Annotated in this window: 25 protein-coding genes; 17 read left to right on the top strand and 8 right to left on the bottom strand. The window is 29.6% G+C overall.

Annotation, left to right across the window (positions count from 1 at the left end; translation table 11 throughout):
- Nucleotides 1–21 precede the first annotated feature (21 nt).
- Genes DS884_RS08560 through bioA form a run of 5 tightly spaced genes read left to right on the top strand, consistent with a single transcriptional unit; the run spans nucleotide 22 to nucleotide 3,916 of the window.
- On the top strand, nucleotides 22–477 hold the full coding sequence (locus DS884_RS08560) for a GNAT family N-acetyltransferase (RefSeq protein WP_113786464.1): 456 nt from the start codon (nucleotides 22–24) through the stop codon (nucleotides 475–477).
- A 23-nt stretch (nucleotides 478–500) separates the two neighbouring features.
- A complete protein-coding gene (locus DS884_RS08565) occupies nucleotides 501–1,655 on the top strand; it encodes an aminotransferase class I/II-fold pyridoxal phosphate-dependent enzyme (protein ID WP_113786465.1) in 1,155 nt (384 codons plus the stop codon).
- Nucleotides 1,656–1,665: 10 nt separating this feature from the next.
- On the top strand, nucleotides 1,666–2,043 hold the full coding sequence (locus DS884_RS08570) for a DUF2007 domain-containing protein (RefSeq protein ID WP_113786466.1): 378 nt from the start codon (nucleotides 1,666–1,668) through the stop codon (nucleotides 2,041–2,043).
- Nucleotides 2,043–2,654, top strand: coding sequence for a dethiobiotin synthase (gene bioD, locus DS884_RS08575; protein ID WP_093869282.1), 612 nt, complete (start codon nucleotides 2,043–2,045; stop codon nucleotides 2,652–2,654). The genes DS884_RS08570 and bioD overlap by 1 nt, the downstream gene beginning before the upstream one ends.
- Nucleotides 2,651–3,916, top strand: a complete 1,266-nt coding sequence (bioA, locus tag DS884_RS08580) for an adenosylmethionine--8-amino-7-oxononanoate transaminase (RefSeq protein ID WP_113786467.1) — start codon at nucleotides 2,651–2,653, stop codon at nucleotides 3,914–3,916. The genes bioD and bioA overlap by 4 nt, the downstream gene beginning before the upstream one ends.
- Here bioA and DS884_RS08585 read toward each other — a convergent pair.
- Nucleotides 3,902–4,333 carry a cytochrome c oxidase assembly factor Coa1 family protein gene (locus tag DS884_RS08585; RefSeq protein ID WP_093869280.1) on the bottom strand — a complete coding sequence of 144 codons (432 nt, stop codon included), beginning with the start codon at nucleotides 4,331–4,333 and terminating at the stop codon, nucleotides 3,902–3,904. The two genes, bioA and DS884_RS08585, sit on opposite strands and share 15 nt — an antisense overlap.
- A 118-nt stretch (nucleotides 4,334–4,451) precedes the next feature.
- Between DS884_RS08585 and DS884_RS08590 the strand changes: the two genes are divergently transcribed.
- The 3 genes from DS884_RS08590 (at nucleotide 4,452) to DS884_RS08600 (ending at nucleotide 7,884) form a co-directional block, all read left to right on the top strand.
- A complete protein-coding gene (locus tag DS884_RS08590; RefSeq protein WP_113786468.1) occupies nucleotides 4,452–5,606 on the top strand; it encodes a beta-ketoacyl synthase N-terminal-like domain-containing protein in 1,155 nt (384 codons plus the stop codon).
- A gap of 193 nt (nucleotides 5,607–5,799) precedes the next feature.
- Nucleotides 5,800–6,900: a biotin synthase BioB gene (bioB, locus tag DS884_RS08595; RefSeq protein ID WP_093869278.1), complete on the top strand. Its 1,101-nt coding sequence runs from the start codon at nucleotides 5,800–5,802 to the stop codon at nucleotides 6,898–6,900.
- Between the two features lie 123 nt (nucleotides 6,901–7,023).
- Nucleotides 7,024–7,884 (top strand): cupin-like domain-containing protein, encoded by an 861-nt coding sequence (locus DS884_RS08600; protein WP_093869277.1) that lies wholly within the window; start codon nucleotides 7,024–7,026, stop codon nucleotides 7,882–7,884.
- 75 nt (nucleotides 7,885–7,959) lie between these two features.
- Here DS884_RS08600 and DS884_RS08605 read toward each other — a convergent pair whose 3' ends face one another.
- Nucleotides 7,960–8,568 carry a superoxide dismutase gene (locus DS884_RS08605; RefSeq protein WP_113786469.1) on the bottom strand — a complete coding sequence of 203 codons (609 nt, stop codon included), beginning with the start codon at nucleotides 8,566–8,568 and terminating at the stop codon, nucleotides 7,960–7,962.
- A gap of 122 nt (nucleotides 8,569–8,690) precedes the next feature.
- Nucleotides 8,691–9,725, bottom strand: a complete 1,035-nt coding sequence (fbp, locus tag DS884_RS08610) for a class 1 fructose-bisphosphatase (RefSeq protein WP_093869275.1) — start codon at nucleotides 9,723–9,725, stop codon at nucleotides 8,691–8,693.
- A gap of 160 nt (nucleotides 9,726–9,885) precedes the next feature.
- On the opposite strand from fbp, the gene DS884_RS08615 reads away from it, so the two are divergent.
- From DS884_RS08615 to DS884_RS08625, 3 genes are read left to right on the top strand one after another with little or no spacing between them, the layout of a single operon-like run.
- Nucleotides 9,886–10,380, top strand: a complete 495-nt coding sequence (locus DS884_RS08615; protein ID WP_113786470.1) for a GNAT family N-acetyltransferase — start codon at nucleotides 9,886–9,888, stop codon at nucleotides 10,378–10,380.
- Nucleotides 10,367–11,614, top strand: coding sequence for an aspartate kinase (locus DS884_RS08620; RefSeq protein WP_113786471.1), 1,248 nt, complete (start codon nucleotides 10,367–10,369; stop codon nucleotides 11,612–11,614). Before DS884_RS08615 ends, DS884_RS08620 begins: the two co-directional genes overlap by 14 nt.
- A gap of 55 nt (nucleotides 11,615–11,669) precedes the next feature.
- Nucleotides 11,670–13,484: a GNAT family N-acyltransferase gene (locus DS884_RS08625; RefSeq protein ID WP_113786472.1), complete on the top strand. Its 1,815-nt coding sequence runs from the start codon at nucleotides 11,670–11,672 to the stop codon at nucleotides 13,482–13,484.
- Between the two features lie 89 nt (nucleotides 13,485–13,573).
- On the opposite strand, the gene DS884_RS08630 is transcribed toward DS884_RS08625, so the two are convergent.
- The gene (locus DS884_RS08630; RefSeq protein WP_093869271.1) at nucleotides 13,574–14,026 is read right to left on the bottom strand and encodes a cation transporter; all 453 of its coding nucleotides are present in this window, start codon (nucleotides 14,024–14,026) and stop codon (nucleotides 13,574–13,576) included.
- Between the two features lie 91 nt (nucleotides 14,027–14,117).
- On the opposite strand from DS884_RS08630, the gene DS884_RS08635 reads away from it, so the two are divergent.
- Nucleotides 14,118–14,990: a DMT family transporter gene (locus DS884_RS08635; RefSeq protein WP_113786473.1), complete on the top strand. Its 873-nt coding sequence runs from the start codon at nucleotides 14,118–14,120 to the stop codon at nucleotides 14,988–14,990.
- Nucleotides 14,991–15,046: 56 nt separating this feature from the next.
- On the opposite strand, the gene DS884_RS08640 is transcribed toward DS884_RS08635, so the two are convergent.
- Together DS884_RS08640 and DS884_RS08645 are read right to left on the bottom strand one after the other, a co-directional pair.
- Nucleotides 15,047–17,092 carry an insulinase family protein gene (locus DS884_RS08640; protein WP_113786540.1) on the bottom strand — a complete coding sequence of 682 codons (2,046 nt, stop codon included), beginning with the start codon at nucleotides 17,090–17,092 and terminating at the stop codon, nucleotides 15,047–15,049.
- Between the two features lie 19 nt (nucleotides 17,093–17,111).
- Nucleotides 17,112–18,434, bottom strand: a complete 1,323-nt coding sequence (locus DS884_RS08645) for a M16 family metallopeptidase (RefSeq protein WP_113786474.1) — start codon at nucleotides 18,432–18,434, stop codon at nucleotides 17,112–17,114.
- Nucleotides 18,435–18,642: 208 nt separating this feature from the next.
- Here DS884_RS08645 and rplU point away from each other — a divergent pair, with 208 nt between their 5' ends.
- From rplU to DS884_RS08670, 5 genes are all read left to right on the top strand, one after another.
- Nucleotides 18,643–19,128, top strand: coding sequence for a 50S ribosomal protein L21 (gene rplU, locus DS884_RS08650; protein WP_093871948.1), 486 nt, complete (start codon nucleotides 18,643–18,645; stop codon nucleotides 19,126–19,128).
- A gap of 21 nt (nucleotides 19,129–19,149) precedes the next feature.
- On the top strand, nucleotides 19,150–19,410 hold the full coding sequence (rpmA, locus tag DS884_RS08655; protein ID WP_093869268.1) for a 50S ribosomal protein L27: 261 nt from the start codon (nucleotides 19,150–19,152) through the stop codon (nucleotides 19,408–19,410).
- A gap of 368 nt (nucleotides 19,411–19,778) precedes the next feature.
- Nucleotides 19,779–20,150 (top strand): Fur family transcriptional regulator, encoded by a 372-nt coding sequence (locus DS884_RS08660; RefSeq protein WP_093869267.1) that lies wholly within the window; start codon nucleotides 19,779–19,781, stop codon nucleotides 20,148–20,150.
- A 71-nt stretch (nucleotides 20,151–20,221) separates the two neighbouring features.
- Nucleotides 20,222–20,815 (top strand): TetR/AcrR family transcriptional regulator, encoded by a 594-nt coding sequence (locus tag DS884_RS08665; RefSeq protein WP_233487133.1) that lies wholly within the window; start codon nucleotides 20,222–20,224, stop codon nucleotides 20,813–20,815.
- 51 nt (nucleotides 20,816–20,866) lie between these two features.
- Nucleotides 20,867–21,349, top strand: coding sequence for an acyl-CoA thioesterase (locus tag DS884_RS08670; protein WP_093869266.1), 483 nt, complete (start codon nucleotides 20,867–20,869; stop codon nucleotides 21,347–21,349).
- Nucleotides 21,350–21,430: 81 nt separating this feature from the next.
- Here the strand turns inward: DS884_RS08670 and DS884_RS08675 are convergent, their stop codons facing one another.
- On the bottom strand, nucleotides 21,431–23,377 hold the full coding sequence (locus DS884_RS08675) for a DUF3857 domain-containing protein (RefSeq protein ID WP_113786475.1): 1,947 nt from the start codon (nucleotides 23,375–23,377) through the stop codon (nucleotides 21,431–21,433).
- A gap of 78 nt (nucleotides 23,378–23,455) precedes the next feature.
- Nucleotides 23,456–25,708: an inorganic phosphate transporter gene (locus DS884_RS08680; protein ID WP_093869264.1), complete on the bottom strand. Its 2,253-nt coding sequence runs from the start codon at nucleotides 25,706–25,708 to the stop codon at nucleotides 23,456–23,458.
- Nucleotides 25,709–25,730: the final 22 nt, after the last annotated feature.

Here is a 25,730-nt window from a genome sequence, read left to right on the forward strand (position 1 = left end):
TTTTAGTGGGGCTTCTTTTTTATGATACAGGAAGCAAAAATAGAAGAATCAGCATTGTTAACCGAAATAGCTTTGATTTCTAAAGCTTATTGGGGGTATTCTAAGGAACAAGTTGAAAGCTGGAGAAAAGATTTAACTATTAGTGTTAAAATGATTGAAGAAATGATGATTTATACATTTGTTCAAGAAACAAATGTAGTTGGTTTTTATGCTCTAAATCCTCCAGTTGAACAATCTATTGAGTTAGAAATGTTGTTTGTGTTACCAAATTATATAGGGAAATCGATAGGGAAACAGTTGTTATTACATTCTTTTAATGAAGCAAAAAAATTTGACGTTGATGAAATGACGTTATTGGCAGACCCGAATGCTGTTTCTTTTTATAAAAAACAGGGTTTTGAAATTATCGCAAAAAAAGAAAGCTCAATACCTAATAGGTATTTACCAATAATGAGAAAAAAATTATCAAGAAGGTAAAAAAACTCATGTATTTTTGTTGAATGAATTTTCCAGAAAAACTTCAGAAAAAACTTCAGAAAAGAATACATAATAATTCTTTGAGGTCTCTTGGTGAAAATAGAAATTTAATTGATTTTTCATCTAATGATTATTTAGGGTTTTCAAAGTCTGAAGAGATATTTAAAAAAGCACATCAGTTTTTGGTAACTAATAAAAGTATTCAAAATGGAGCAACAGGTTCCCGTTTGTTATCAGGTAATTATGATTTGTACTCGTTAGTTGAAAAAGAACTGTCTGTTTTTCATAATATAGAAGGAGCATTGTTGTTTAATTCAGGCTATAATGCAAATCTTGGTGTTTTCTCTTCAATTCCTCAGCGTGGTGACTATATCTTATATGATGAGTTAATTCATGCCTCAATTAGAGATGGAATTCAATTATCTAATGCTAAACAATATAAGTTTAACCATAATGATATAAAGCATTTAGAAGATCGAATTATATCAATAAAAAAAGAATTTAAAAATAATGATTCAGCTATATATGTTGTAACAGAATCTGTTTTTTCAATGGATGGTGATATTCCTGATTTAAAAAAAATGGTTGAAATATGTGAGAGTCATCAGGTGTTTTTTATTGTTGACGAAGCACATTCTGTTGGAGTTTTTGGAATGAATGGGCGTGGCTTGATACAAGAATTAGGTTTAGAAAATAAAATTTTTGCAAGAATAATAACTTTTGGAAAAGCGCTTGGGAGCCATGGAGCTGTAGTTTTAGGAAGTCAAAAACTGAAAGAATACTTAGTGAATTTTTCAAGAAGTTTTATTTACACCACAGGATTACCACCTCATGCTATTGCAACTATAAAACAAGTATATCAATTACTTGAAAGTATTAATGGGGTTAAAAGCATACAACAACTTCATGAAAATATACATCACTTTCAAACAGAAATAGAAAGATTACAGCTTAATTTTATAAAAAGTAAGTCAGCAATACACTGTTGTGTTGTTTCTGGAAACGAGCAAACAAAGCGGATAGCTAAAAGAATGCAGGATAATGGCTTTGATGTTAAACCTATTTTATCTCCTACTGTAGCTGAAGGGCAAGAAAGACTTCGTTTTTGTTTACATAGTTACAACACTAAAAAAGAAATAACACAAGTTTTAGAGAACCTTAGTACCTTTGTAATGTAAAATAAATAGCATGAGAGATGATTATACAATTTTAACTGTATTTGAATATTCAACAGAAGCACAACTTATAAAATCTAAATTAGATTCAGAAGGTATTAGAACTATGTTAATGGATGAAAAAACTGTTGATTCTGATCCTTTAATAAGTCAGGCAATAGGAGGTGTAAAATTATTAGTACACAATGAAGATTTAGAAAGAGGGTTGAGTATTTATAATGAAATTAGAGATTATGAAAAAGATAAAGATGGAAAAGAAATTCATTGTACTAAATGTAATTTTTCTAGAATTTTAGTAGCACCAGCTCAAAGAAAAAGTATATTTTATATGTTGTTTCCTTTTTTTGAAAAGAGAAAATTAATATGTAATGAATGTAAAACAATTTTTTAATGCAACATAAATATTTTGTCACAGGTATCTCAACAGAAGTAGGTAAAACGGTTATTTCTGCAATTATTACAGAAGCGCTCGAAGCCGATTACTGGAAACCTGTTCAAGCAGGAGAATTAGATAATTCTGATACTTTAAAGGTAGAAAAACTGATATCTAATAAAATTTCTAAGTTTCATCCAAATTCATACGCTTTACATACGCCTATGAGCCCGCATGCAGCAGCTGAAATTGATGGTGTTGCTATTGATGTTAATGAAATTAAAGAACCAATAACAAAAAATAATTTAGTAATAGAAGGTGCAGGCGGTGTTTTAGTCCCTTTAAATGATTCAGAAACAATTTTAGATATTATAAAACCAACTTATAAAGTAGTTGTTGTTTCTCGACACTATTTAGGAAGTATTAATCATACCTTATTAACGGTTGGTTTGTTAAAAGATAAAGGGTTTGATGTGTCAATTGTTTTTTCAGGTTCTGAGCATAAAACTACGGAGAGTATTATTAAAAAAATGACGGGAGTACCTATAATAGGAAGAGTTGATGAAGAGCCATATTTTGATGAAAATGTAATTAAAGAATACGCTGCAAAATTTAAAAATAAATTATGAGCTTAACAGAAAGAGATAAAAAATATATTTGGCATCCCTTAAAACAGCATCAAACTCATCCAGATAGTTTAGGTATTGTAAAAGCCAAAGGATGTATATTAACTGATGAAAATGGAAATGAATATATTGATGCTATTTCATCATGGTATACCTGTATGTTTGGTCATTGTAATGATTATATTATAAACAAAGTGCATCATCAAATGCAGCAGTTAGATCAAATAATGTTTAGTGATTTTACACATCCTCCTGCTGTTGAGTTATCAGAGAAGTTGATAAACATTTTACCTGAAAATCAAGCAAAGATTTTTTTTAATGATAATGGGTCAACCAGTGTTGAGGCTGCAATAAAAATGGTTTTACAATACTATTTTAATAGGGGAGATAAACGAACTGTATTTGTTGCTTTTGAAAACGGTTTTCATGGAGATACTTTCGGAGCTATGTCAACATCAGGACTTTCGGTTTACAATGGGCCTTTTGAAGAGTTTTTAATGGATGTAAAACGTATTCCTACTCCAAATGGAGTTAATCATACTGACATTTTACAGCAATTAGAAAAAATTACTGCAGAAAATAAAGTAGCAGCATTTATATATGAGCCTTTAGTTCAAGGAGCAGCAGGAATGAAAATCCATAGTGTTGAAGGGTTGAATGAAATTTTAAGTTTTTGTAAATCAAAATCAATTATCACTATTGCAGATGAGGTAATGACAGGGTTTGGAAAAACAGGAAGAAATTTTGCTTCAGACTATATGGTTACAAAACCAGATATTATATGCTTAAGTAAGGCGTTGACAGGAGGAATGGTTCCAATGGGGATTACTTCATGCACACAAGACATTTATGAAGCTTTTTTAAGTAGTGATATTTCTAAAGGTTTTTTTCATTGTCATACTTATGCCGCTAATCCAATAGCATGTGCAGCTTCCATTGCTAGTATTGAATTGTTAGAGTCGAAGGAAATTCAGCAAAACATTAAAAAAATTAGTGATGCACACGAATTATTTAGTGAAAGAATAAAAAAACATTCTAAAGTAAATTCAACACGACAAATAGGCGTTATTTTAGCTATAGATATTGATACAAATATGGAGCGTTATGGAGCTTTAAGAGATATTTTATTAAAATCGTTTATGAAAGAAGGAGTATTTTTAAGACCACTTGGAAATACAATTTATATTCAAGTTCCTTATGTTATTGATATGATATTACTTGAAAAGGTATATAATACAATAGAAAAAGTTTTAGATACCCTCTAAAGCTTTTTCTAATAAGTTAATCTTTTCTTGTGTGCTTTTTATACGAACGTATAATTCTTCATAAGTCCATTCACCATTTGTTTTAATACCTTTTATAATTAAAAAGCCTTCCTCTTTTGATCCTTTTATTGGAACAGAAAAGTCAACGGTACCATCATCATTAGTTAAAGAAATATTTCCGTTAGGAATCCCTGTTTTTTCAATGGGTTCACCTAATAAGTTAATCACTTTTTTATTTTCTGTAGCTTTTTCAATTCCATATTCTATAGGAGCAACGTTATTAAGTAGATTAGATACCCCAAAAAAAGCAGCGCCAATACCAACTATGAATAATAAAATGATGCCTAAACAACCGCTCACAGGTATAAACCATAACCAGTTTCTACTAAACCAACTTTTCTGTTCTTGATGTGCCATGCTTAATTTTTAATAATAAGACTAAAATATGTTTAATTTGTTACAAAAACTAAAAACTCTAATAGTATATAGGGCTTAAAGCTATAAGAAGTTTTATTTTTGTTGAAATTTTTAAGGTTTGAGAAATAGTATATCAATTACCTCTATAGCATCGGTATCGGCATTAGGAAGTTTGTTAGAGGATATTTGGACTAATTATAAAAATGATAAGCATCATTTAAGTATTAAAGAGTTTGATAACTTTAATGCATGGGTAGCTAAACTTCAAGAGAAAGATAAGCTGCAAATAGAAAAGTTAAGAAAATCAGATGCTAAATACAAAGATTTAGACGAATCTGTTTTGTATGCTTTATATGTTTCTAGAAAAGCTATAAAAGAAGCAGGATGGAGTGCTAATGATGATTTTGGAATAAATATTGGCTCTTCTAGAGGAGCGACTATTTTATTTGAAAAGTACCATAAAGAATTTCTACAAATGGGTAAGTCTTCTACTTTGAGTTCGCCAACAACAACACTAGGTAATATATCATCTTGGATAGCCCATGATTTACAAACAAGCGGACCAGAAATTTCACATTCAATAACTTGTTCAACAGGCTTACATTCATTATTAAATGGGGTGGCTTGGATACAATCTGGAATGGCAAGTAAATTTTTAATTGGGGCAAGTGAGGCTTCGTTAACTGATTTTACTATTGCTCAAATGCAAGCACTTAAAGTGTATGCTAAAAATGAGGATGAGTATCCATGTAAAACATTAGATTTAGAAAAAAATAACAACACCATGGTTATTGGTGAAGGTGCTTCAGTAATATGCTTGGAGGAAGGAATTAAAGAAAATGCAATTGCATATGTTGAGGGTGTTGGATATGCAACTGAAATATTAAAACATAATATTTCAATATCTTCAGACGCTCAATGTTTTCAGAAATCTATGAAAATGGCATTAGGAGATGTTTCACCAAAAGATATTGACGCAATAGTAATGCATGCGCCAGGTACTATAAAAGGAGATTTATCAGAGCTAAAAGCAATTGAAAAAATATTTGGAGAACATAAGCCTTTTTTAACTTCTAACAAATGGAAATTAGGACATACGTTTGCAACTTCTGGATTGTTAAGCTTAGAATTAGGTATTTTAATGCTGCAACATCAAGAAGGTATTTCTGTTCCTTTTATTGAGAAACAAAAGTGTCCTGCAAAAATTAATAAAATACTAGTTAATTCTGTAGGGTTTGGAGGAAATGCCGTTTCTATATTAATAACAAAATAAATGTTTCTACACTTGAATATGTAGAAAACTATAAATCTTTTTAAGCTAGAAGTAACATTTGTAGTGTTTGAAAAAAGTGGGCGTAACCCGTATCTTGAAGAATCACAAAAATTTTATAAGCTTTTCAATGAGTTTATAAAAATAAAATAAGTTATTTTTGGTCATTCAAACAACTATCAATAAACCTAAGTTTATGAGCGAAGTAAGACATAATTGGACGAAAGAAGAAATCTTAGCTATATATAATAAACCATTAATGGAGCTGTTGTATGAAGCAGCAACTATTCATAGAGTACATCATGATCCAAATGTAGTACAAGTATCTACATTACTATCAATAAAAACAGGAGGGTGTTCAGAAGATTGTGGGTATTGCCCTCAAGCTGCTAGGTACCATACAAATGTTGATGGAAATGATTTAATGACAGTAAATCAAGTAAAGGCGCAAGCACTTAGAGCAAAATCTGGAGGTAGTTCAAGAGTTTGTATGGGAGCTGCATGGAGAAATGTAAAAGATGGCCCTGAGTTTGATCAAGTATTGGAGATGGTTCGTACAATTAATAAGTTAGATATGGAAGTTTGCTGTACTTTAGGTATGGTAACTGAAAATCAGGCGAAAAGATTGGCTGAAGCGGGATTATATGCTTATAATCATAATTTAGATTCTTCAGAAGAATATTATAAAGAGGTAATTTCAACACGTGGTTATGAAGATCGTTTAGAAACGATAGATAACGTTCGTAAAACAAATGTAACAGTTTGTTCAGGAGGAATTATTGGTATGGGAGAATCTGTTGAAGATAGAGCTGGTATGTTAGTAGCACTATCTACATTAGATCCTCAGCCAGAATCAACACCAATTAATGCTTTGGTAGCTGTAGAAGGTACACCATTAGAAGATGAAAAACCAGTTGAAATATGGGAGATGATTCGTATGGTTGCAGCAACTCGTATTGTATTACCAGAAACACAAGTGCGTTTAAGTGCTGGTAGAACTCAAATGAGTAGAGAAGGTCAGGCAATGTGCTTTTTTGCAGGTGCAAATTCAATTTTTGCAGGAGATAAGTTGTTAACGACACCTAACCCTGATGTAAGTGAAGACATGAAAATGTTTGAAATGTTAGGTTTAAATCCTCAAAAACCATTTACTAAAAAAGTACAGCCTCAAACGGTAGAAGCTGATAATTCTGAATATAAAGGATTAGGAGAGAAGCCAAAATGGACAAGACCAGAGCATAAAATTGAGAGAAACGAGTCAAAAAAGAAAGAGGCTTTAGAGTTACGTAAGCAGTAACAAATAATTAACTCAAAAATATACAAGCACTTGTCTTATAGATGAGTGCTTTTTTTTAACAAAATCATTTAGAAAAAAGTTAATAACTATTTATTAACTTTGCTTTGCAAAAAAAGTGGATGCATGGGATTACAGTTGCAGCAAATAGATAGAGTTGAGACTATAACAAAAGAAGACTTTATTAAAAATTATTTTAAACCACAAAAACCTGTGGTAATTGAACGTTTTATTGAAGATTGGCCAGCATATTCTAAGTGGTCGTTAGAGTATATGAAAGAAATAGCTGGTGATAAAACAGTACCTTTATATGATGATAGGCCTGTAAATTATAAAGATGGGTTTAACGAGCCTCATGCTACAATGAAGATGAGGGAGTATGTTGATTTGTTAAAAAAAGAGCCTACTAAGTTTAGGATATTTCTATGGAATGTTTTAAAAGAAGTACCTCAATTACAAAAAGATTTTAGATTTCCTGATTTTGGTCTTAAGTTAATGAAGGGATTGCCAATGCTTTTTTTTGGAGGAAGAGATTCTTATACTTTTATGCATTACGATATTGATTTAGCTAATATTTTTCATTTTCATTTTGAAGGTAAAAAGAAATGTATTTTGTTTGATCAAAAGCAAAATAAGTATTTATATAAAATACCGAACTCTTTAATTACAAGAGAAGATATAGATTTTAATGATCCAGATTTTGAAAAATGGCCTGCTTTAAAGAAAGCTAAAGGGCATGTGGCTGAACTTGAGCACGGTAATGTTTTATATATGCCTGAAGGTTATTGGCATTATATGCGATATATAACACCTGGATTCTCCATGAGTTTAAGAGCGATAGCTCGTAATCCTAAAAATTTAGGAAAAGCTGTGTATAATGTATTTATAATGCGTACAGTAGATAATATAATGAGGAGGTTACGTGGTCAAAAATGGATTGATTGGAAAAACGAAAGAGCAATTGTAAAAACCAACAACGTACGTTAATTAATTCGTTGTTTTAATAAAATAAAAAAGCACCTGAATATTCAGGTGCTTTTTTATTTTATTAAAGAAGTAAAACTATTTAGCTTCAGCATATCTTCTTTCAACTTCATTCCAGTTGATTACTTTAAAGAAAGCATCGATATAATCAGGACGACGGTTTTGGTAGTTTAAGTAGTATGCGTGTTCCCATACATCTAATCCTAAAATAGGAGTTCCTCCACAAGTAACACCTGGCATTAATGGGTTGTCTTGGTTTGGAGTAGAGCATACTTCAATTTTACCACCTTTATGTACACATAACCATGCCCATCCAGATCCAAATTGAGTAGCAGCAGCTTTAGAAAAAGCATCAATAAAAGCTTCTTTTGAACCAAATTCAGCTTCAATAGCATCTTTTAATTCTCCTGATAAATACCCACGATCTTCAGGGTTCATTACTGTCCAGAATAATGAGTGGTTGTAAAATCCACCTCCGTTATTACGAACTCCCATGTTATTCATGTCTAAATTTGCTAAAATATCTTCAATAGATTTTCCTTCTAAATCAGTTCCTGCAATAGCTGCATTTAATTTAGTAGTATATCCATTATGATGTTTACTATGGTGTATTTCCATAGTTCTAGCATCTATATTTGGTTCTAAAGCATCGTAAGCATATCCTAATTCTGGTAATTCAAAAGCCATAGTTATTTATTTTTAAAAGGTTAATTATATATTTTTCCGACGGTAAATTTAACGCAAAAAAATAAGGCAAACAATGGTTTGCCCTATTCAAAATTTATTTTAGTATAAATAATAACTATTATTTAATAAGTTGGTTTGTCATTTTTAGAAAACTCAGTCATGAATTCTTCCGCTTTTTCTACCATTTTTTTGCTACCACAGTAAAAAGGAACACGTTGGTGTAATTCTGAAGGATTAATGTCTAAAATTCTTGTAAATCCATCTGAAGCTTTACCGCCTGCTTGTTCACAAATAAAAGCCATAGGATTACACTCGTACAATAAACGTAGTTTTCCATTTGGGTCAATAGCAGTAGCTGGATAAATATAAATACCACCTTTAATCATGTTTCTATGAAAGTCAGAAACTAATGATCCAATGTAGCGAGCTGTATAAGGTCTGTTATCTTCTTTGTTTAATTCTTTACAGTAAATTAAAAAACGTTTCATCCCTTCTTGAAAATGAGTGAAATACCCTTCGCTAACTGAGTAAATTCTTCCCATTTCAGAATATTGCATATTTGGATGAGATAAATAAAATGTACCGATTGCTGGGTTTAATGTAAATCCATTAACGCCATTACCTGTAGTGAAAACTAACATTGTAGAAGTACCATAAGCTACATAACCAGCAGCAACTTGTTCGCTTCCTTTTTGTAAAAAATCTTCTTTAGTAACAGGAGTTCCATCTGGAGAAACTCTTCTGTAAATAGAAAAAATGGTTCCAACTGAAACATTTACATCAATGTTTGATGAACCGTCTAAAGGATCCATTAATAACACATACTTATTGTTGTTTTCTTTATTATTACCTTCAACAACAACAAAATCATCTTCTTCTTCACTTGCTATTCCACAAACTATCTCACGATTTATTAATGTTTGTTTAAATAAATCATTCGCTAGAACATCTAATTTTTGTTGAGTTTCACCTTGAACATTTATATCACCAGATGCACCAGTTATATCAACTAAACCAGCTTTTCTAATTTCATGATTAACTACTTTGGCAGCTAAGCGAATAGAATTAATTAAACGAGACAATTCTCCTGATGAATATTTAAAGTGATTTTGGTTACTGATAATAAACTCACCGAGAGTCATGTGATTGTTATTCATGTTAAATGTTGTAATTGTGTTTTACAAAGATGCCACTTTTTTACGTTTTTACAACGATTTCGTATTTTAAAATTTTCAACAAAAAAAATTGATATGTTTTAATTTTTAGGTTTATTTTAAAGCATAACTTTTCAAAGTATCTTTACAAAAAATACTAATTATGAGTTTTATTATTAGAAAAGGAGAAGCAAAAGATGTAAAGGCAATTCTTGAGTTGATTATTGAATTAGCTGTTTTTGAGAAATTACCAAATGAAGTTGAGGTAACTGAAGAAGAGTTATTAAATGATGGTTTTTCAAGTAATCCTAAGTTTAAAACATTTGTGGCTGAAGAAAAAGATGGTAGTATTATAGGAATGGCACTTTTTTATGAACGCTATTCAACATGGAAAGGGAAAACAATACATTTAGAAGATTTAATGGTAACTCAATGTAAAAGAGGAGTTGGTGCAGGAAAAGCTTTGTATACTGAAGTTTTAAGATTTGCACATGATTCTGGATATAAAAGAGTTGCATGGGAAGTGTTAGACTGGAATAAGAATGCAATTAACTTTTACGAAAGCACTGGGGCCAAAATATTAGATGGTTGGCAAGTTGTACAGATGAAAGAAAACAAATTAAGAGAGTTTATATATAATAGTAATGAGAGTATTTAAATTTGGAGGAGCATCGGTTAAAGATGCAGATGCTGTAAAAAATGTAGCAAGAGTTTTACAGCATGAAGGTACAAAAAATACATTGGTAGTAATATCAGCAATGGGCAAAATGACTAATGCTTTTGAGGCTCTAATTAATGCTTATTATTATAAACAAGATAATTTAAATGAGGAATTTATATTTGTAAGAGACTTTCATGATAACATGTTACAAGGGTTGTTTTCTAATAAGCAAGCAAATGTTTATAGTAAAGTAATCAATTTGTTTGGTGAATTGAGCGGTTTCATGGCACAAAATAACTCAGCAAACTATAATTATGTTTACGATCAAATGGTTGGCTATGGTGAATTATTATCAACAACTATTGTAAGCGAATATTTAAAAAGCATAGGGGTTCTTAATAAATGGATTGATGTTAGAAGCCTTATTAAAACAGATTCTAATTATAGAGATGCTAAAGTTAATTGGGAAAATACAGAAGACATAATTCAAAAAAATATAGACACTAATACATTAAATATTACTCAAGGTTTTTTAGGAGGTTGTAATAATGAAACTACAACTTTAGGAAGAGAAGGATCAGATTATACTGCGGGTATTTTTGCGTATTGCTTAAACGCTAAAAGTGTAACTATATGGAAGGATGTAGATGGGGTTTTGAATGCTGATCCAAGAGTATTTAATGAAACAAGATTGTTAGAAGAGATATCTTATACCGAAGCTATAGAAATGGCTTTTTATGGTGCATCAGTTATTCATCCTAAAACGATTCAACCTTTAGAGAAAAAAAATATTCCTCTTTATGTACGGTCTTTTGACGATTTAAATAAAAAAGGAACCAAAGTAAGTAAAGGAGTTTTACTAAACCCTTTAACTTCTTGCTTTATAGTTAAAAAGGATCAAATTCTGATTTCAGTTTCTGCTAAAGATTTTTCTTTTATGGTAGAAGAAAATATTAGCTATATTTTTAAAAAATTACATGAACATAAACTGAAAGTAAACTTAATTCAGAATTCAGCTCTAAGCTTTTCTGTATGTGTAGATGATAAATATAATAACTTTGAGAAGTTCTACAACGAGCTTCAAGAAATGTATTTAATAAAACCATATAAGAATGTAACATTATATACGATTAGGCATTTTAATGATGAAGCAATCAATTCTATTAGAGAAAAAGGAGAAGCAATAATTCGTCAAATAAATACAGAAACTGCTCAGTTGGTTATAAGATAGCTGAAAATTGTGTTCTATTTTTTCGTACCTTTGCATTTATGCCAAATAGAAATTAATGGGATTAGTTACATCTAAAGAAATTGCTAAAATTGTAGGAGTTGAGAAGCTTGGTGTTGTAGGAACTTTTATAGGTTGGTTATTAATCAGGATCTTACGAATTTCAGCAATCAACAAAATATATAATAATAATAAGGATAAATCCGATTTAAGCTTTTTAAATGGGGTATTAGACGATTGTAAAATAGAGTTTGAGATACCAGAAGAAGATTTAAAAAGGATACCTAAAGATGGTTCTTTTATTACAATATCTAATCATCCATTAGGAGGTATAGATGGTGTTTTATTATTAAAACTATTAATTGAAAAGAGAGCTGATTACAAAATAATAGCTAATTTTTTATTACACAGAATTGAGCCATTAAAACCGTATGTAATGCCAGTAAATCCTTTTGAAAATCATAAGGATGCTAAGTCAAGTGTAGCTGGTATAAAAAGTGCGTTACTTCATTTAAAAGAAGGGAAACCTTTAGGGATTTTTCCTGCAGGAGAGGTTTCTACATATAAAGATGGTAAATTAATGGTTGATAAACCATGGGAAGATGGAGCTGTACGTTTAATAAAAAAGGCAAAAGTTCCTGTGATTCCTATTTATTTTCATGCCAAAAATAGTAGATTCTTTTACATTCTATCTAAAATTAGTGGAACTTTACGAAGTGCAAAGCTTCCTTCAGAGGTGATTTCACAAAAAAATAGAGTTATAAAAGTACGTATAGGAAAGCCTATTTCTGTAAAAGACCAAGAACAATATAAGGATACACCTTCCTTTTATGAGTTTATAAGGAAAAAAACCTATATGCTTGCTAACCCTTTTGAAAAGGCTCCGCAAAAAATACTGTCAACACAAAATTTAAAAATACCTAAAAAAGCAAAAAAAATAACATCTCAAAGATCTTCTGATTTATTTGTAAAAGAAGTTGATAAGTTAAGAGATGAAGGTAAACGATTACTTTCGAGTAAGAATTATGAAGTATTTTTTGCAAATGCTAAAGAAATACCTAATATTTTACATGAGGTTGGAAGATTAAGAGAAATTACTTTTAGAGATGTAGGAGAAGGAACGAACAAACCGATTGATTTAGATAAGTTTGATAGGTATTATTATCACCTTTTCTTATGGGATAGTGAAAAAAATGAACTTGTAGGTGCCTACAGAATGGGGTTAGGTAAAGATATTTTTAAAAAATATGGGATTAATGGTTTTTATATTCAAACATTGTTTAGAATTGAACCAGAGCTTCATTCTATGATGCAAAGTACTATTGAATTAGGTAGAGCATTTATTTCAAAAAAATACCAACAAAAACCAATGCCTTTATTTTTATTATGGAAAGGGATTGTGCATGTAACTTTACGTTATCCTAAGTATAAATACTTAATGGGTGGAGTTAGTATTAGTAATCAATTTTCTGAATTCTCTAAATCTTTAATGATTGAATTTATGAAGTCGCATTACTACGATCCTTATGTGGCTCAATATATTCACCCCAAAAAAGAATTTAAGGTTAAGTTAAAAGATGCTGATAAAGATTTTGTATTTGATGCAACTGAAGCAGATATGCAAAAATTTGATAAAATTATAGATGAAATTGAACCAGGTGCACTTAGAATTCCTGTTTTGATAAAGAAATATGTGAAGCAAAATGCTCGTTTGGTAGCGTTTAATGTTGATCCTAAGTTTAACAACGCAATAGATGGGTTAATGTATATTAAAGTTGCTGATATTCCAGATAGTACTGTAAAGCCAGTAATGGAAGAATTTCAAGCTGAGTTAGAAAGAAGAGCCACTGAAAACGCTAATAAAATAGTTTAGTTATAGATATCAACTCTTATAATATTAGATAAAATAAAACCTCGAAAAATTAATTTTTCGAGGTTTTATTTTAAGTTAAAAAAGGTTAATTATGCTTTATCGCAACATTCTTTTTTACAATCAGTCATACAAGCTTTTTTTGCTGTCTCGTTTTTCTCAGTACAGTCTTTTTTACAATCTTTCTTGCAAGCTTCTTTAACTCCTGCTTCAGATGTTTTATAAGTATTACCATCAGCAATACCATCAATAAAAGCAATTAAGTCTTTTTTATTTGTTTTAGCAGCATCATACTTTACAACAGCGGTACTATCATTAAAAATAACTTCAGCGTTAATAACACCTTCTTTTTTTGATAACTTAGAGGCGATTGTTTTAGCGCAACCAATTTCACATGTCATACCAGAAATATTAAAACTAGCTTCCTCAACTTTTTTTGCTATTTCTTCTTTTTTATTAGAATTGTCTTTTTTTGCTTCATTTTTACAGCTAACAGCTAAAAAACTAATTAAAGCAAATACAAATATTATTTTTTGAATTTTCATTGTTTTTAATTATAGGATTATACTGCAAATTTATTAATAAATTCATTTTTATGCGTATAAAAGTCGATTTTTGTGTATAAATTGATTCAAAATGGGGAGCCAAAAACAAAAATGGTTGTATTTATTGTTACTTTCTCTTATATGGGGAAGTTCATTTATTTTAATGAAAAAAGCATTAATAGGGCTAACACCCATTCAATTGGGTGCTTTACGTATAGTAATCACGGCGTTTTTTTTGATTTTAATAGGGTTTAATACATTAAAAACTATTGAAAAGAACCAGTGGAAATGGGTTTTGCTAAGTGCTTTATTGGGTACTTTTTTTCCTTCGTTTTTGTATGCATATGCAATTTTTGGGATTGACAGTTCTATAGCATCGATTTTAAATTCAATAACACCATTTAATGCATTATGGGTTGGAGCAGTTTTTTTTAGTTTTTCGTTTAGGAAAAATCAATTATTAGGTATCCTAATTGGTCTTATAGGTACGGTTACTTTAATTGTAAAAGGAGCAACTTTAAATCCGGATCAAAACTATTGGTATGCTTTATTACCAGTTTTATCTTCATTTGGATATGCCTTTAATGTAAATATTATAAAAAAGTATTTACAAGATTTAGATGCTTTGGCAATAACTACTGGGAATTTTATTTTAATAATTATTCCAGCATTTTTAGTGCTCGTTTTTTCTGGTTTTTTTACATCGTTTGAACTAAATACTGAAACGAAACCCGCTTTAATGTATATTTTTATTTTAGCAATAGTTGGAACAGGTGTAGCTAAAATAATATTTAATAGACTTATTCAAATCTCATCTCCTATATTTTCAACATCTGTAACGTACTTAATACCAATAGTTGCAGTTGTTTGGGGTATTATTGATAATGAAGAGTTAAGTTTAATTCAGCTTTTAGCTGGTATTGTTATTTTATTTGGAGTGTATTTAGTGAATAAGAAAAAATAAAAGAGCCAAAGTATTGTATTACTTTGACTCTTTATGTTATTTTTATTTAAGTAATTTTATTTAAAATCAGCGTCAGAAACACCTTCATTTATTTTTACTTCTTTGGTAATGAATTCCATTTTCATAGGTCCCATGGTTTGAATCATTTTATGAGGGAATTTTATTCCATTTACCTCTTTATAATCTGAGTAAAGTACAGGGACTTTCATTTCCCCTTGAGGTCCTTTTACAGTTTTAACCTCTTTAAGTTTAAAACCAGTTTTCATATCATAAAATATTTCACTCTTACCAGATTTAATAACGTAAGCATTTTTCCCGTCAATAGGTTCAATTCTATCTAATTTCCCGTTTCTGTATGCTTCATCTGAAAAAGGAGCAGAGGTGTTTTTAACTTCGTCTAAGCTTTCACCTGATAACTCTTTTCTTTGTCCACGAGCTTCCTGGTATCCTTTCGTACCATCAAAAACAATTTTTTGCATAGTATTACCCATCATTGAAACTAATGTTAATGATTTATTAGGTGCTGCTGTTTTTTGAACTAAATTTAATTTCATCCCTTGAACTGTAGCATCTGAACTTAATTTTAAAGTTTTTACCGTTGCTATTTTATCTTTACCTCCAATTGCTTTATAATAATTATCTATTACTGTAGAAGTACTAACTCCACTAGGTATAGGTAAGCTCATTGCAGGTTTAGTTGTTGGGTTTCCATTTTTATCAAAATAGTTTATTTTGTAATCTCCTTTTTCAAGGTTCTTTAAAACATCTATCCCTTTACCTGTAATTACAATTCTAGCTTTATTTGCTTTAAAATATTTAATAGCAGCTTTTTGAACATCATCAAGAGTTACTGCATTTATGTTGGCTAAATAGTTTTTATAATAATCTTTAGATAAATTATTTTGTAAAATATTTAATGCATAGTTAGCAACTGTACTCGGTCTTTCAACAGCTTTTACAAAATTTCCTAAGTATTTAGCTTTTGCAATATCTAGTTCTTTTTGAGTAGCTTTTTGATAACGAATCTTATTGATTTCTTTCATAGTTTCAACAATAGCACTATCAGTAACCATATTTCTAACAGAAGCAGAAGCTTTAAATCTGCTAGCATATCTACTAGCTCCAATACGAGAGTATGCACCATAAGTGTACCCTTTGTCTTCTCTAAGATTCTTGTATAGTCTACCAGTACCACCACCACCAAGAATTTGGTTAGCTAATAAAGCAGCATAAAAATCTTTATCACCCATTTTTAAATCAACAGTATTAACTATTGCTACTTCTGATTGTACAGCGTTTGGCATGTTGATGAAATTAATTTCTGTAGTTTCTACGTTTTTAACTTCAGGTAAGCTTTTAAAAGCCATTTCTCCTTTTTTCCATTTACCAAATAACGAAGTAATTTGTTTTTTTATTGAACGAAAATCAACATCACCAATTACAACTAAATAAGCATTGTTTGGTTTAAATACTTTAGAATATAAACTTTTAACATCTTGTAATTTTATATTTTTAAGAGTTTCTTCTGAAGTAAATTCTCCATAAGGATGACTTTTACCATAAGTAAGTAATCTTTCAACTCTACCTGCTATTGCAGTAACACTCTTGTCATTAGATTTAATACCATCAAGAGATTGTTTCATTTGTTTATCAAACTCTTCTTGTGTAAAAACTGGGTTAAAAGCAGCATCAGCCATTAATTTTAAAACTTCAGGAAAATATTTTGATAAAGAACTAGCAAAAGCACTCTCCGAACCAAAAGAAATTCTAGCCCCTAAATAATCTACTTTTTTATCAAAATTTTCTTTTGACATATTAGTAGTACCAGTACCTAACATGCCACCAACAAAACCTTCAACACCAGCTTTGCTTCCATGAGCCATAGGTGGGTTGTCAATGTCTAATGTTACAGAAACTCTAGGTAGTTTATGATTCTCAACAACTAAAACCTGTAAGCCATTCTTTAAAGTGAATTTCTTTGGCTTACCTAAGTTTATCTTTGGAGCTGGTCCAGATTCTGGCATTTTTGTTCTATCAATTTGAGCAGAAATACTCATTGATAAGAATAAAAATGTGATAATTGAATATATCTTTGTCTTCATTTTTCTTATTTTAATTTGATTATTTCTTTTTAGATGTAGGTAAGTAGTCAATTACAACACGTCTGCTTTTTGCTAAATATTTTTTAGCTACTGCTCTAATTTCTTTTTTTGTAATAGAATTAATGATCTCTAATTCATTATTAATTCTATGCGTATCTCCCATTAACATATAGTTGCTAGCTAAAGAAGAAGCAATACCTTGTACACTTGAATTAGATGATACAAAACGGTTTTCAAATTTGTTTCTTACTTTTTGTAAATCTTCATCAGAAATTAGTTCAGTTTGTAATTTTAAAATTTCTTCATCCATTTCCTTAATTAAATCATCTAAAGAATTTTTACCTAAAGGAATTGCACCAATTGTATAAACACTATAATCAACCATTGCTCTACCAAAAGAGAAAACGGCTAAAGCTTTCTTTTTGTTTTCTACCAATTTTTTCTGAAGCCTTGAGCTTTTACCATCACTTAAAATTGTTGAAATAACATCTAAAACTTTAGCTTCCCTATCTCTCATAGAAGGAGTTTTATGCATTAAAACAACAGCAGGTAATTGAATGTTAGAATCGTATTCAGTAACTCTTTTTTCTTTAGTTCTTTCTGGTTCAATTATTTTAACTCTTTTAGGTAGAGTTCTTGAAGGAATTGTTCCGAAATAACTTTTTATTAAAGATTTAGCTTCTTTCTTTTGAAAATCTCCAGCTAAAACTAAAACAGCATTGTTTGGCATATACCATTTGTCATAAAAAGCTTTAAACTCTTCTAATTTAGCATTGTCTAGATCTTTAATAAAACCAATTAAAGGTCTACCATAGTTATGTTTGTCAAACAAATGCTTATACACCATTCCGTATTGAATTTTACCATACGGAGCATTGTCCATTCGTTGTCTTTTTTCTTCTTTTACCACTTCATTTTGTGTATCTACAGCTTTTTGATCTACAATAGGATGTAATAACCTTTCTGATTCCATCCATAAAGCCAGTTTTAACTCGTTAGAAGGAAACGTTTCATAATAGTTTGTTCTATCCCAGTTGGTTGTTGCATTTCCACTACCTCCTCTTGAAGATTGAATTTCACTCCATTTTCCTCGAGGAATATTTTGAGTTCCTGTAAATAATAAGTGCTCATAGAAATGTGCCATTCCTGTTTTTCCATCAACTTCATCCTTTGAACCAACGTTATACAAAACTTCTAAAGCTATTACTGGAGCTGAATTGTCTTGATGTAAAATAACATGTAATCCGTTGCTTAAATCGTACTCTTCAAATTCAACCTTTTGTGCATTAGCTGATAAGCCAACAAACAAAACAGTTACAAGAGTTATAATATTTTTCCTCATTGATAAATTGTTTAATTTTTAATTGATTTGCCCTATGTGACGTGAAAGTATTTGTTTTGTTACATTAAAAGTTGAAAAATAATACATTTTTAATTAAATTAGAATTAATTTTCTGAGTTGTAGATTGTTTGTTGTTATAAAAACTGTATATTTGCACCCGCATTTTCGTTAAGAAAGTGCTATAATGTATAAACGCAAAACAAAAAGTATGTACGCAATCGTAGAGATAGCAGGGCAACAATTTAAAGTAGCAAAAGACCAAAAAGTTTACGTTCACCGTTTACAAGAAGCAGAAGGATCAAAAGTAACTTTTGATAAAGTAATGCTTGTTGAAGACAAAGGAAATGTAACTATTGGCGCCCCAGCTATAGAAGGTGCAGGAGTAACTGCAAAAATTCTAGGTCACTTAAAAGGTGATAAAGTAATCGTTTTCAAGAAAAAAAGAAGAAAAGGTTACAAGAAGAAAAATGGACACAGACAGTATTTAACTGAAATTCAAATTGAAGGGATTTCTGCTTCTGGTGTTAAGAAGGCAGCTGCTAAAAAAGAAGCTCCTAAGGTAGAAGTTAAGGAAGAATCAAATGATTTAAGTTCTAAAACTGTAGCAGAATTAAAAGCTTTAGCTAAAGATAAAGGTATTACAGGATATACTTCTTTAAAGAAAGCTGAATTAATTGAAGCATTAAGTAAATAATAACTTTAAAAACTTACAAAGATGGCTCATAAAAAAGGTGTCGGTAGTTCGAAGAATGGTCGTGAATCAGAATCGAAACGATTAGGAGTAAAGATTTTTGGAGGACAAGCTGCTATAGCAGGTAACATTATTGTTCGTCAAAGAGGAACTCAACACAATCCAGGTGAAAATGTATATATGGGAAAAGACCATACATTACATGCTAGAGTAGATGGAGTTGTGAAATTTCAAAAGAAAAGAGATAATAGATCTTATGTTTCTATAGAGCCTTTTGAGGCATAGACATATAGATTTTATATGATTTTTAAAAACTGTCTGAAAAGGCAGTTTTTTTTATGCTTTAACATTTTTTTAACACTAAAACCATTCTTCTATCTTATATTTGCAACTATGTTGCATTTATTTGTTGTTTATGCAATTGATTTAAATAAAGAATTATTAAAAATAGGCTGATTACCTATAGATTAACTAGCCTCGGGTTTGGGGTTAATCAAATTTTTTATTGTTTAGAAAGTAGGTGTCAATTTTTGACACCTTTTTCTATTAAACAATTTTTGAATTCATTCTACAATTGAGTTTTTTAAAAGAGCGATAGATTTGTTATTTTTGTTTGATTATTATTGGTAGTTTTAACAAATTAATTTATTCAAATGAGAAATACCGTTTCCTTGCAAGCAATTAAATCCTATGTTATTGATAAAAATGGAGCAGTAAGTGCTGTGGAATTGGTAGAGTATTTTAAAAATAGATTTAATAAAACTACAATTTATAGAGTATTAGCTAGGCTAGAAGAACAAGGTGAAGTACATTCTGTTATAGGAAAAGATGCGAATACTTATTATGCAACTTGTCACTCTACTTGTTCTAAAGAAAGTCATAATGATAATCATGTACACAGGCAATGCAAAAAATGTGGAGAATTGTCATGCGTTGAAATAGAAATGAGAGCACCGACTTCTAATGATTTTATAATAGAAGAAACTAAAATTCTTTTAATAGGTGTTTGTAAAAATTGTCAATAAATATACTTGAAACACAAAAATATACCGATTGGTTTATTTTTTGTATCTTTACCTTATAAATTTTCAATTGAGTGTCTAAATCAGAAAAAACCAAAGCATTTATTATAGAAACTGTAGCTCCTATTTTCAATAAAAATGGATATTCAGCAATGAGTTTATCTAAAATAACTGAAGCTACAGGATTAACTAAGGGAGCTATTTATGGGCATTTTCAAAATAAAGAAGAGCTGGCAATTGATGCCTTTCGTTATTCTGTAAGGAGAGTTTTGAAAGATTTAAACAAAGAGGTTTCTTTAGGTAAAAGACCTATAGATAAACTATTACGGATTGCATCTTTTTACGAAACATATTATCAATATAATAAAGAATTTGGTGGATGTCCAATTTTAAATATAGGTGTAGACTCTAATAACCAAAATACTGGTATTGCTGATTTAGTGCGTTTTTATAATCATAAAATTTTAAATCAATTTTCTCTTTTAATAGATACAGCAAAGCACGCAAATGAGATAAAAAAATCTATTAATAGTTTAGTATTAGCAAAACGTTTTTTTTATATGATTGAAGGTGCAGTATATATGTCGCATATAATGAAAGATGAGAGTTACCTTATTGATGTGTCAGAAACTATGAAATTAATTATAAACCAAGATTTAAAGCTATAACTATTTTTTTAACCAAAAATATACCGATTGGTATATTTAAAAATAAACATTATGAATTTAACTAAAGTATTAGAAAGTAAAACGAAAATTAGATTTCAAGATTGTGATCCATTCAATCATTTAAATAATGGTGCTTATTTTAATTATCTTATTAATGCTAGAGAAGATCAATTAATAGCTAACTATAATTTAGATATTTATAAACATGGAAAAGAAACTGGTAAAAGTTGGGTTGTTGGATCTCATCAAATAGCTTATTTAAAACCAGCTACTTTAATGGAAACTGTCACAATTGATTCACAATTAATTAAATATGGGAATAAAAATTTATTGGTTGAGATAAGAATGTGGAATGAAACCAAAACTGAGTTAAAAGCAATACTATGGAGTTCGTTTGTGTACTTTAATTTGTTAAAACTTTCGTCTGAAAAACATTCAGATGATTTATTAGCGCTTTTTGAAAATGTTGTTTTACCTGTTGATCAATTTAACTTTGAAGAAAGAGTACAAAGTTTTCGATTTCAAAAAGTGTAGCAAAAACTCCATATTATAAACAGGAATGATTAAAAAGTCGCCTAAAAATAATTCTTAGGCGATATTTTATTCTAAAAAATGCTATTCTTTAACCATTTCTAAAATCACGTCTTGCGATTTTATAATATGATTGAAGAACTCTTTCAAAGCATGGTATTCTTGGCTAGTATATACACTTTTGTTTATGCTAATTTTACAAAATAAAGTCATAGATGTGTTATAAACCTTAGTTGTAATTAAGTATTTACCACCATTATTGGGGAGTATTACTGTTTTATTATTTAATTCTTTTTTCAACTTATATCCTTCTGGAATTTGCATTGAAAAAATATAAGTATTTTCACTTGGGTAACCAAAATCTACTGGATAATCACGTTTTTTTAATTTAAATGGATTTCTAGTATGTTGAGTTATTAAAAAAGGATTAATGTAAAAAACACCATCTCTATATACGTCTTCTAAAGTAACAGTGTACGTTTCATTTAAGTTTTTAGCAACTTGATTTAAATTTTCAACTTTAAACGTATCTACTTCTAAAAATGGATAGTTTGACTCAAATGATTCAATATATTCATCTTCACTTTTTGATTGTATACGCGCTCTCTTATTTACAGCATAATAACTTTTAGTACTTATTTTTATGCTTGCAGTAGTCTCTTCTTCACTAAGGTTTAGTTTTACTTTAATTGTTTTAAAAGCTTTGTTATTAAGCTTTATTGGTTCCCAAACACTCCCTTTTTTGAAGTTTAAAAGCCTTCCGTCACCGTTTAAAGCTTGAAACTGAACTAAACCAAAAGGCAATTGTTTTTTTGAAGCATCTAAATAATACTCTTTGTTATCAATTACAATTTTCACCAATAAATAATTAAACTCATTTATAACAGGATGCAATTTCGTTGGCATTGCTCTATCCCTTGTAGAAGTTAGAATTAAATAAGTTTCTATTTCAGCGGCTTTTAAAGAATTATATAAAGACAAGTTAATGTCAAAAATATTACCAAATTTATTCGTAAAAGCTTTTTTGATTCTCACTTTAGCTGAAGGCCAATAATCACCATTCCATGTGTAATGATTTTTAATAAAACTAAAAATAGCTTTTGCCTTATTTAACTCTGAAGTACTATTAAAAATAGTAGATGGTAATTGTTTTTTAAAATAATTTTTCTTCGAAGTTTGTTTGTCTAAAAAATTATTTTTTAATCTTTTGTCTGCATCTCTCCATGTTTTGGTGTATTTTTCTATTCCTTGACTTGGATGCCTGTATGATTCTAAATCAAAAACTAATCTAGATTTAAAATTTTTTGCACTTAGCATATGTTTTTCTTCTTTAAAGGCAGGAATATTTTCTATTCCATATGCTAATAAGGCACAAGCTCCTTTACCCATACCAGGAATGTATACGCAGTTTTTATCAACATTAAATTGATTTGTAGTTAATGGTAAAAAACCTATTACTCTAATATTATATTTCCAGTTACCTAAAATAGAAGCTGTAAAATCACTTTTTACTTTAGGAATATCTGATTGAAATAACCAATCATCCATTTGTGAGTATGGAGTGGTTACGGAGTACACATATTCAATAATACTTCCTACTTTTAAAGCAGGCATTGTAAAGGTTATTTCCTTCCACTTTTCGTTGAGTTTTTTTGTGAAAATATTTTTACTAATTAAATGTGTTTTCTTAATTCTATCACCTTGATTTAAATTGTAAGTTATTCCTTTAATATGATGTACTTTTTCTTTACCATAACTTGGAATTCTTATGGTTGCTTTATTAAAACCAGCTTTTTTTAATATTTTAATTCTAAAATAATAATCAGTAGTTCTATTATAATCTCTTTTTTCATCTAGGTAATGGTTAGCATGTTCATATAAAACAACTGCATTAGCTGTTGAATCATTCTCATAACGTACCATTTTAAGTTCTTCAATAGAAGCGTTTCCTATTTTTGATGATTTCTTTTTTTGTGAAAAACAAATTAAAAAACTAAATAGTGAAATAATAATTAAGACTTTCTTTTTCATAATGTTTTCTTTTTTACAAAAAAACCTTGAGATTTTAGCCTCAAGGTTTTTATATTGGTAAATGTAAATATTTTATATTTAATTAACGCTCTTTGTACTTACATAAAACTCTTCATAAGTTTGTAATAAGCTCATAAGTCCAGAAACTAAATCTTGCGTCTCAATTAGAATACTAAAGTATAAAGTTGTATTCTTAGGACTTGTTTCATCTGTTCTAATGCGATCTACTTGTTTTTCAATTGAAGCCGATACTTCTTTTAATAACTCTCTTTTTTCATTAATTATATGCTCTAAATTATCAAAGCTCCTATTCTGAAATGTTGAACTAATATCCTCCAATAATCCAGATAATGTATTATCTATTGTTTTTAAATCTTTTAATTGACCTTTCTTAAGGTTTTTATGATTGTTATTTACGTGTTTATAAGTAGCTCTAGATATATAGCTAATAGATTGAGCAACATCCTGTAAATATCCTAAAATTAAAATATAAAACTTACTAGCTTGTACAGAGGTGTCATCTAATGATTTAATGAAATAAAACACTCCATCTTTTAAACTATCAATTTCATCATTTAATTTCGTAACATGTTTATCTGTTTTACGTAATTTAATTAAATCATGATTAGCAAGGTCGTTAACAACACTTGAATATAGTTTATTAATTCTATTAGCAACTCCAGCAATGTGGTCAGAACTTTCTTCAATTACTCCATTAATAGTAATTAATTCAGCACGTTCCATATGTACTTGTTTTTTCTCTTCTTTTGCTTTCTTTCTGTGAGACATAGTATTTCTTCCTATTAAAAGTGCTACGACTAATAATAAAACAGGAATCATAACTAAATCCCAACTAATTAAATAAGCAACTAATGCAGCGGCAACAAATGCAGTTATGGCAGTTAAAAACCAACCTCCAACAACATTAATTACACCAGCAACTCTATATACAGCACTTTCACGTCCCCAAGCTCTATCTGCTAAAGAAGTACCCATAGCTACCATAAAAGTTACATATGTTGTTGATAAAGGTAATTTCATAGAAGTAGCAATTGATATTAAAATTCCAGCTACTATCAAGTTAACAGATGCTCTTACTAAATCAAAAGCAGGCATTTCATACGTTTTATCTTTTGGAAGTTCTATTACAGGTTTTTGAAATTTAGTATCTACATAAGTCAACGTTTTTTTAGGAACAACAGCGCTAATACCAGCATTGATTCCCATAGCAATTCTTACAACTATTCTAGACATTGGATTAGGTTGGAATTTTTCATGACCTTCACCTTGTCTTGATAAGTCAATTCCTGTTTTAATTACATTTTGAGCTTTACTTGAAGTCCATAAAGTAACTACCATAATTCCTCCAGCTAATAATAATAACCATACATTAGAAGGCACTTTTTTAGCTAAAACTCCCATTGAAAAGGCATCAGGAGCAAGTCCTGAAATTTGCCATTCTTGATAAGAATTCCATGCGGCAATTGGTACTCCAACAAAGTTTACTAAATCATTTCCTGAAAAAGCCATTGCTAAAGAAAAGGTACCTACTCCAATAATTAATTTTAAAACATTTATTTTAAAGAAGCTAATTAAAGCTTGAGAAATTAAACTCCAAACTAAAAAACTTCCTGTAATAATTAAAAAAGTGTTTCCTTCAATTAGATGTTTAATGTCTTTATAAAAAGGAGTTCCTTTCATTCCTTTTATAATAATAAAATAAGTAATAGCAGTAATAGCAAAACCTCCAAATAAAGCATTTATATAGTTTGCTCTTTTTTCAAAGTTGAAGGAATAAATTAGTCTAGAGAAAAACTGGACAATTGCTCCGACTGAAAAAGCTACGACGACGGATAGTAATATCCCTTTAATAATTTCAATCGCTTTTTTATGATTAATATAATTCCAAATGTCTGAAATTGATTGTGAGTCATTTGCAGATATTTTAATTAAAGAAATACAAACTGCAGCTCCTAATAATTCAAATACAATAGAAACTGTAGTAGAGGTTGGCATTCCAAGCGAATTAAAGATATCTAATAAAAGTATATCCGTAATCATCACAGCCATAAAAATAATCATGATATCTTGAAACATGAACATACTAGGATTGAATATCCCTTTACGTGCTACTTCCATCATACCACTAGAAGTTATGGCTCCAAAAAAGACACCTATACTAGCAATTATCATTATATTTCTAACTTTAATTGCCTTTGAACCAATTGCAGAGTTTAAGAAGTTAACAGCATCGTTACTAACTCCAACTATTAAATCTACAACAGCTAAAACCGCTAAAGCGACCAACATTAAAATATATGGATCCCCCATTTTTTCATTTTTATTTAAGATT

The sequence above is a fragment of the Tenacibaculum sp. E3R01 genome (genome assembly GCF_003318185.1).
GTDB lineage: Bacteria > Bacteroidota > Bacteroidia > Flavobacteriales > Flavobacteriaceae > Polaribacter > Polaribacter halocynthiae.